The sequence below is a fragment of the Halorubrum sp. CBA1125 genome (assembly GCF_009742825.1).
Classification (GTDB): Archaea; Halobacteriota; Halobacteria; order Halobacteriales; family Haloferacaceae; genus Halorubrum.
Window position 1 is genome coordinate 1 of the sequence record NZ_WPCE01000145.1, and the last position, 7,373, is coordinate 7,373.

8 protein-coding genes are annotated in these 7,373 nt (G+C 68.8%); 3 read left to right on the top strand and 5 right to left on the bottom strand.

The features are described from left to right. Positions 1-129: 129 nt before the first annotated feature. Positions 130-825: a phosphoribosyltransferase gene (locus GJ633_RS12025; protein WP_156589020.1), complete on the bottom strand. Its 696-nt coding sequence runs from the start codon at positions 823-825 to the stop codon at positions 130-132. Positions 826-1,701: 876 nt separating this feature from the next. Here GJ633_RS12025 and gatB point away from each other — a divergent pair. From gatB to GJ633_RS12040, 3 genes are all read left to right on the top strand, one after another. Then, a complete protein-coding gene (gene gatB, locus GJ633_RS12030) occupies positions 1,702-3,189 on the top strand; it encodes an Asp-tRNA(Asn)/Glu-tRNA(Gln) amidotransferase subunit GatB (RefSeq protein WP_156589021.1) in 1,488 nt (495 codons plus the stop codon). A 60-nt stretch (positions 3,190-3,249) separates the two neighbouring features. Continuing rightward, positions 3,250-4,344 (top strand): ornithine cyclodeaminase family protein, encoded by a 1,095-nt coding sequence (locus tag GJ633_RS12035; RefSeq protein WP_156589022.1) that lies wholly within the window; start codon positions 3,250-3,252, stop codon positions 4,342-4,344. Positions 4,345-4,454: 110 nt separating this feature from the next. After that, positions 4,455-5,015 carry a dihydrofolate reductase gene (locus tag GJ633_RS12040; RefSeq protein WP_321169055.1) on the top strand — a complete coding sequence of 187 codons (561 nt, stop codon included), beginning with the start codon at positions 4,455-4,457 and terminating at the stop codon, positions 5,013-5,015. A 48-nt stretch (positions 5,016-5,063) separates the two neighbouring features. Here GJ633_RS12040 and GJ633_RS12045 read toward each other — a convergent pair whose 3' ends face one another. From GJ633_RS12045 to GJ633_RS12060, 4 genes are all read right to left on the bottom strand, one after another. After that, a complete protein-coding gene (locus GJ633_RS12045) occupies positions 5,064-5,315 on the bottom strand; it encodes a hypothetical protein (protein ID WP_321169056.1) in 252 nt (83 codons plus the stop codon). Between the two features lie 3 nt (positions 5,316-5,318). Continuing rightward, a complete protein-coding gene (locus GJ633_RS12050; protein WP_156589024.1) occupies positions 5,319-6,101 on the bottom strand; it encodes a 23S rRNA (uridine(2552)-2'-O)-methyltransferase in 783 nt (260 codons plus the stop codon). 113 nt (positions 6,102-6,214) lie between these two features. Next, positions 6,215-6,751, bottom strand: coding sequence for a hypothetical protein (locus tag GJ633_RS12055; RefSeq protein ID WP_156589025.1), 537 nt, complete (start codon positions 6,749-6,751; stop codon positions 6,215-6,217). A 78-nt stretch (positions 6,752-6,829) separates the two neighbouring features. Further along, positions 6,830-7,306, bottom strand: coding sequence for a GNAT family N-acetyltransferase (locus tag GJ633_RS12060; RefSeq protein WP_321169057.1), 477 nt, complete (start codon positions 7,304-7,306; stop codon positions 6,830-6,832). Positions 7,307-7,373: the final 67 nt, after the last annotated feature.

The following is a 7,373-nucleotide window of genomic DNA, read 5'->3' on the forward strand; positions in this document are numbered from 1 at the left end:
GTCGAGCGCGGCGTCGTCGACGCTCGTGTCACCGTCGTGGCCGACGCTCGCGCTCTCGGCGTCCTCGACACTTGAGTTCTCGGCGTCATCGCCGTCGTCGCGCTCGACCTCCCGGTCGCCCATCGGCTGTCACTCGGCGAGCCGCCAGGCGTCGTCGCCCACGGGCTCGATCACGTCCCGACGGACCATCTCGTCGATCACCTCGTCGAGCCGGCCGGGCTGGGCGACCTCCATCTCGATGCGGCCGATCCCGTGGTACTCTTCCAGGTAGTGCCGCAGGTCCTCGCGGGAGAACGCCGCCTCGTCGGCGCGCTCCATGGCGCCCGCCGTGAGGTCGATCAGGTCTTCGAGGAAGTTCCAGGGGTAGACGACCCACGTCCACTGCTCGAGCCGCTCGCCCACGAAGTCGGGCTGGAACTCGGAGGTGCCGAGCAGCTGGAGCGTCGCCGTGCGGACGGTCCCGGCGTCGCGGTCCGTGACGTACTCCTCCGCGCGCCGGATCGACCCGCCGGTGTCGGCGATGTCGTCGATGACCAGGACGTCCTTGCCCTCGACGCTCCCCTCCGGCATCGGGTAGCGGATCTGGGGTTCGTCGGTCTTCTCTGCGGCCCCGACGTAGTGTTCCATCTTGAGACTGGTGAGGTCGTCAAGTCCGAGGAAGTCACAGATACACCGTCCCGCGAACCACCCGCCGCGCGCGAGCGCGACGACCACGTCCGGCTCGAAGTCGGCGCGTTTGACGTCGTCCGAGACGTTGCGACAGAGCCCGTAGATGTACTCCCAGTTGGTGAGGGTGCAGTCGAAGTCGTCCGGGAGGTCGCTCATACGCCCGTACCTGCCACCCGCGCGCTGATAAGGGTTTAGCAACGGTTCCGAAGGGAGACGACCGTGGCGAGGAGCCAGAAATTCTCGCGGTGGCGCGTGCCTGCGAGCGGCCGGGAGGCCGCGAGCAGCCCGCGCGAGGGAGCCCGCGGTCGCCGATGGCGACCGCGGCGAGGCTGGGGAGGAACGAGGTTACGGTGCGGTTGCGGGCGGGTGGGACTCAAAGGGGCAGCCGCGAGGCGGTGTTCACCGACGATCCGCTGGTGGCGATTTATAAGCGAACGGCTGGATCGTTGGCAGTGTTTGAGATGTTACCGACAGCAACGAAATACAACCAAACACGACGCTGTTGAAATCCTCTTTTTCTAACGTATTCATGTCTGAAACGGATGGTCGCTGAAGGCGTGTCTCACACTGGAACCGTGCCTCAGCGTCAGTATCGAATCTCGTTAGATGAAAATAGAGATGACCCAGTAAGATGTCCCAAATAGCATTATGAGGGCTAGAAGAATGGCAAACCACGTACGACCATTACCCGGAATAGTAGGCACTTCCGAGGGATAATACGGCGAAAGCGGATTATCCGGTTTCGGGTCGTTATCATTCATATGATAGGTGTACAGTCGGCTGGTTAATTACTGTTTGGTGGGCACCTGTCGAATGAGATTGTAACTTCACTGAAGGAGTACTTCGACGGATGAATCCACAGTACTGAGCGATTCGTGAGTCCACCGCTACTGATAGAAACCAGGTCAGATTGTGTCAGTTACTAAGTATTTCAACAGAGCCCCAAATGCCCGAATCCACACCGACGCCTCTGTAATACCACCCGTATCGGTGCCGACACGATTTAGGTGGCCGACTCACAACGGGTCAGTAATGAGCACGCAGGCCGCGACGGAGGAGCGAACCGTCGTGATCGGGCTGGAGGTCCACGTCCAGCTCGAGACCGACACGAAGATCTTCTGTGGCTGCTCGACGGAGCCCGCCGACGACGAGGACCCCAACACCCGCACGTGCCCGACCTGTCTCGGGCTGCCGGGCGCGCTGCCGGTCCTCAACGAGGCCGCCGTCGAGGCCGCCGTGAAGGTGGGGAAGGCGATCGACGCCGACATCCCCGAGACGACGACGTTCCACCGGAAGAACTACTACTACCCCGACCTCCCGAAGAACTTCCAGCTCACCCAGTACGACGCGCCGATCTGCGCCGACGGCGAGCTGGAGGTGCGCGTGGACGGCGAGCCCCGGACCATCGGGATCACCCGGGCGCACTTGGAGGAGGACCCCGGCAGCATCCAGCACGCGGGCGGCTCGATCGAGAACGCCACCCACACGCTGGTGAACTACAACCGCGCCGGCACGCCCCTGATGGAGATCGTCACGGAGCCGGACTTTCGGTCGCCGGCGGAGACGCGCGCGTTCCTCGCGAAGTTAGAGGAGGTGTTAGAGTACCTCGGCGTGTTCGACCCGGGACGGGACGGGAGCCTCCGGGTCGACGCCAACGTCTCGCTCGTGCCGGACGACAGGGTGGACGACGACGGCGGGATCGAAGACGGCGACCTCGCCGCGGTCAACCGCGCGGAGGTGAAGAACATCTCCAGTCACCGGGGCGCCGAGCAGGCGCTCGCCTACGAGGTGACCCGCCAGCGCAACGTGCTCCGGCGCGGTCGCGAGATCGAACAGGAGACGCGCCACTGGGACGAGGGCCGCGGCGTCACCGTCTCGATGCGCTCGAAGGAGGCCGAGAAGGACTACCGCTACTTCCGCGAGGCCGACCTGCCCGCCCTCGAGGTGGCCGACTGGAAGGAGCGCATTCCGATCCCGGAGCTGCCGGACGCCCGTCGCGAGCGGTTCCGCGAGGAGTACGGGCTCGACCGCGAGGCCGCCTCGAAGCTCACCTCCACGAAGGCGGTGGCCGACTTCTTCGAGGACGTCGCGGAGGCGTTCGACCCCGACCTCGCCGCGACGTGGGTCGCCGACAATCTGCTCGGCGAACTCAACTACCGCGATATGGCGATCACCGACGTCGAGGACCGCCTCGACGAGTTCAAACGCCTGATAGCGCTGGTGGACGCCGAGGAGCTGACGGTGAAAAACGCCGAGGAGGTCGTGCTCCGCGAGATGCTCGACGAGGGCGACGATCCGGAGACCGTCATCGACCGCGAGCGGCTCGGCAAGGCCGACGCGGGCGAGGTCGAGGCCGCGGTCACCGACGCCATCGACGAGAACCCCGAGGCAGTGGCCGACTACCACGACGGCGACGACGGCGCGATCAACTTCCTCGTCGGCCAGGTGATGCAGCGGACCGGCGGCAGCGCCGATCCCGGGCAGGTGAACGGACTGCTCCGCGAGCGGCTGGACGGCTGAGCGGGGGCGACCGCCTCGGCTCCCACCAGAGACTAAGTGTCGGCCCGGGAATACTCCGACATGGAGACGGTACTTCTCAACGCCGACGCCGTCGAGGAAAACGCCCGGACGGATCGCGTCATCGACGCGGTCCGTGGCGCCTTCTCGGCGTACGAGCGCGGGAACGCAAAGATGCCGGCGAAGTCGTACATCGACCTGCCGGAGTACAACGGCGACTTCCGATCCATGCCCGCCTACCTCGACGTGCGCGAGGAGGACGTCGCCGAGGAGACGGCGGGCGGCGAGGGCTGGGACGCCGCGGGGATCAAGTGGGTGAACGTCCACACGGACAACCCGGCGGACCACGGCCTCCCGACCGTGATGGGGACGATGATCTACTCCGATCCGGAGACGGCGTTCCCGCTCGCGGTCCTCGACGGCACGACGCTCACGCGGAAGCGGACGGGCGCGGCCGCCGCGGTCGCTACCGACCACCTCGCGGTTCCCGACGCGACCTCCCTCGGGATCGTCGGCGCGGGCGTGCAATCGTACGCCCAGCTGGAGGCGATAGCCGAGGTGCGCGACATCGAGGAGGTGATCGTGAGCGATCCGAACGAGGAGCGCGTCGCCGCCTTCGTCGACGCGTTCGCCGACCGGTTCGACGTCCGCGGCGGCTCGATCGCGGAGGCCGGCCACTGCGACGTCCTCTCGACGGTGACGCCGGTCGAGGAGCCGATCGTCGGCCCCGACGACGTGGGCGCACACACCCACGTCAACGCGATGGGCGCCGACGCGGCGGGGAAACACGAGCTCGCCGACGCGCTGCTGCTCGACGCCACGATCGTCATCGACGACCACGAGCAGTGCACCCACTCCGGCGAGATCAACGTGCCCTACGCCGCGGGCACGCTCACCGACGACGACATCTACGGCGAGATCGGCGCGATCGTCGTCGGGCGACGCGCCGGGCGGGCGGGAACCGGGAGCGGCGGCGACAGCGAAAACAACGGCGACGACGACGACCGCGAGGACCGCGACGGGGGAGTCACCGGCGTCACCGTCTTCGACTCGACCGGCCTCGCAATCCAGGACGTCGCGGCCGCGCGGGTGGTCTACGGGCAGGCGGACGCGAACGGCGCCGGCTACCCGTTCGACCTGCTCGGGCTGGACGGGTGAGCGGCCGCTGTCGGCGAGTGAGGATCGCTGTCGGCGGGTGAGTGGCCGCCGGGGACCGTCCCGATTCTGCCGCCGACCGCTTTTTGTCGTCGCCGCCCGTTATGGATCCCGTGCAACTCGTCAGCGTCGCAGCGCTCGCGGAGAACAGGGTGATCGGGCGAGACGGCGAGGTGCCGTGGCCACACATCGAAGCGGACGTCCGGCAGTACCGCGAGCGCGTCGCGGGCGCGCCGGTGATCCTGGGGCGGCGCACCTTCGAGTCGATGCGCGACGACCTCCCCGGGAGCCGTCAGATCGTCGTGAGCCGGAGCGTCGACGCCCTCGACGCCCCGACGGCGGTCGTCGCCGACGGCGTCGAGTCGGCGATCGATCTGGCCCGTACACTCGTCGGCGACGCCGTCTCCGACCGCGAGGCGGTCGCCGCCGAGGCCGACCCGGTACGGGGGTCATCGTCCGCCACCCGGGACGACACCGTCTACGTGCTCGGCGGCGGCGCGATCTACGAGCTGTTCCAGCCCCACCTCGACCGGATGGTCCTCAGCCACGTTCACGGGAGCTACGACGGGGACACGCGCTACCCGGAGTGGGACGACCGGGAGTGGGAGGTGGTCGCCGAGACCGACTACGACCGATTCACGCTGCGCGAATGGAGACGGACGAGCGCCAGCTAGGCGGTATCGGCCGATCTCGCTGGGAGACTGAGTACACTCTCTCGTCAGTTACGGCTCCCCGTCCTCCCCGCCGGACCGCAGCCGCCACCGCACGACGCCGGCGACGGCCAGCACCGTCACGGCGGTGACGATCCCGGTGACGAGCGCGCCACGGGCGGTCGTCGCGCCCGTCGCGACCGTCGTGACCGAGGCGCTCCCGCCCGTGACCGCCGCGGCGCCCGCGATCCCGCCGAAGCCGATACAACAGAGACTGAGCAGCCCGGCGAGCGACAGCGAGCCGAGGATCCCGTCGTCGGCCACGCCTCACTCTCCCCCGTCGTCGACGCGCTCCGCGAACCCGAACCGCGGCTTGACGTCGTCAACGACGACCGTCACGGTCTCGCCGGCGTCGGCCCCGGGAACGAACAGCGTGTACCCCTCGACGTACGCGATGCCGTCGCCCTCGTCGCCGCGCTCTTCGACCGTCACCTCGATCCGATCGCCCGCCTCGACGGGAGCGGTGTTCAGCCCCTTCGCGACGAGGTACACTTCCGAGGAGGAGTCCCGAGAGGCCGGCGGGGAGACGGTTCGAACGTACTGGAAGTCGGCGCCCACGTCCTCGCGGAACGCGTCGAGGTCCTCGCCCTGGAACACCTTCACGACGAAGTCGCCGCCGGGCGCCAAAAGCTCCGTCGCCACGTCGAACGCCTGCCGCGCGAGGTGGACCGACCGGGCGTGGTCGAGCCCGTACTCGCCGGTCATGTTCGGCGCCATGTCGCTCACCACGACGTCGGCGCCGCCCTCCCCGACCGCCTCGCGCAGGTAGTGGCGGGTGCGCTCGTCGGTCATGTCGCCACGGATCGTCTCCACGTCGTGCTCGTCGAACTCGTCGATGCGCTGGAGGTCGACTCCGACGACCGTCCCCGACTCGCCGACTTCCTCGGCCGCGACCTGGAGCCAGCCGCCGGGCGCGGCGCCGAGGTCGACGACGGTGTCCCCCCGATCCAGCAGGTCCGCCTCCTCGTCCAGCTGTTTGAGCTTGTAGGAGGCCCGACTCCGGTACCCCTGCTGTTTGGACCGGTTGTAGTAGTCGTCTTTCCCGCTCATGTGTCCGTCACCACGACTCGCGAGGGAGCGTCGGTCGAAACCGCGGGCGACTTGGCGTTCATACCCGAACGACGGGGCCGACCCGGAAATGGACATCGGATGCGCGGCCGGCCTCACTCACCCGCGAGCCCCCGCACCCGCGTCACGACCCGCTTGAGACGGGACGCGACCGCGGCGAGCGGGCGCCAGCCGGTCCCCGTCGACGCGGCCGAGTCCGCCGACGCGGCCGAGTCCGCCGACGCGGCGGCGGCCGTGGTTGCCTCCCCGTCCGGGTCCGATCGGGCTGCGACGATCTGTTCGTAGTTGTCGATCACCTGCTGTCGTTGGCGCTCCTTCGCCTCGACGGCGCGTTCGAGCGCGTCCACCTCGGCTTCGAGCTCGGACACCTCCGCCCCGAGCGCGTCGACCTGCTCGTCGAGCAGCTCGCATTCGACCGCCAACAGCTCGCGTTCGGCCGCGAGCGTGGCGACCTGAACCCGCTGGTGAGAGCCGAGCCGGGGATCGTCGGTCACGGACGCGACCGTCGGCGCGGCCGACTGACGCCGCGGACCCGCCGTCGCGTCCGCGGCGTCTGCCGGATCCGCGGCGTCCGCCGCGTCAACGTCGATACCACCGAGCGGGTCGGGAGAGCCGGATTGAGAGGGCGTCATCTGAGGGAGATATGTGTACACATACCACGAACAAAAAGGTCAGTCAGCCGCGAGTCGGACGCGCCGCTTACGCCCGGTTCACCGCGAGTCGAGGGCGGCCACCGCGAGCCATCCCCGGAGGCGATCCGAGTCCGACTCGTCGGCCTCGATCGGTCGGACATCGAATCCCAGGCCCTCGTACAACGCCCACAGGTCGGCGTCGAACGCGGCGGTGACGACCCGCACGTCGGGGTCGCGCGCGCCCCGCCGAACCGCGGCGGCGACGAGCGCGGAGCCGACCCCCCGACCGCGTCGCGCCCGTCTGACGGCCACGGCGTCGACGTGGAGCCGGTGGGGGTCCGGACGCGTCGCGACCAGTGCGCCGACGACCCCGTCGGTCCGCGTCGCGCGCGCCACGAACGCGTCGCCCGCGGCGATGCGCTCGTCGACGGTTTCCGCGTCGGTCTCCAACATCGCGGCGTCGAGGACGCGGAGGACGTCGAGGCGGTCGTCGGGCGTCGCGGGCTCGACGGCGACGCCGTCCGGGGCACCGGGGAGGTCGTAGCCGTCGGTCACAGGGCTGGGCCCGTCCCGCCCTTGATCAGCCGGAGGAGCCGCACCTCCTCGGCGTCGACGACGCGGT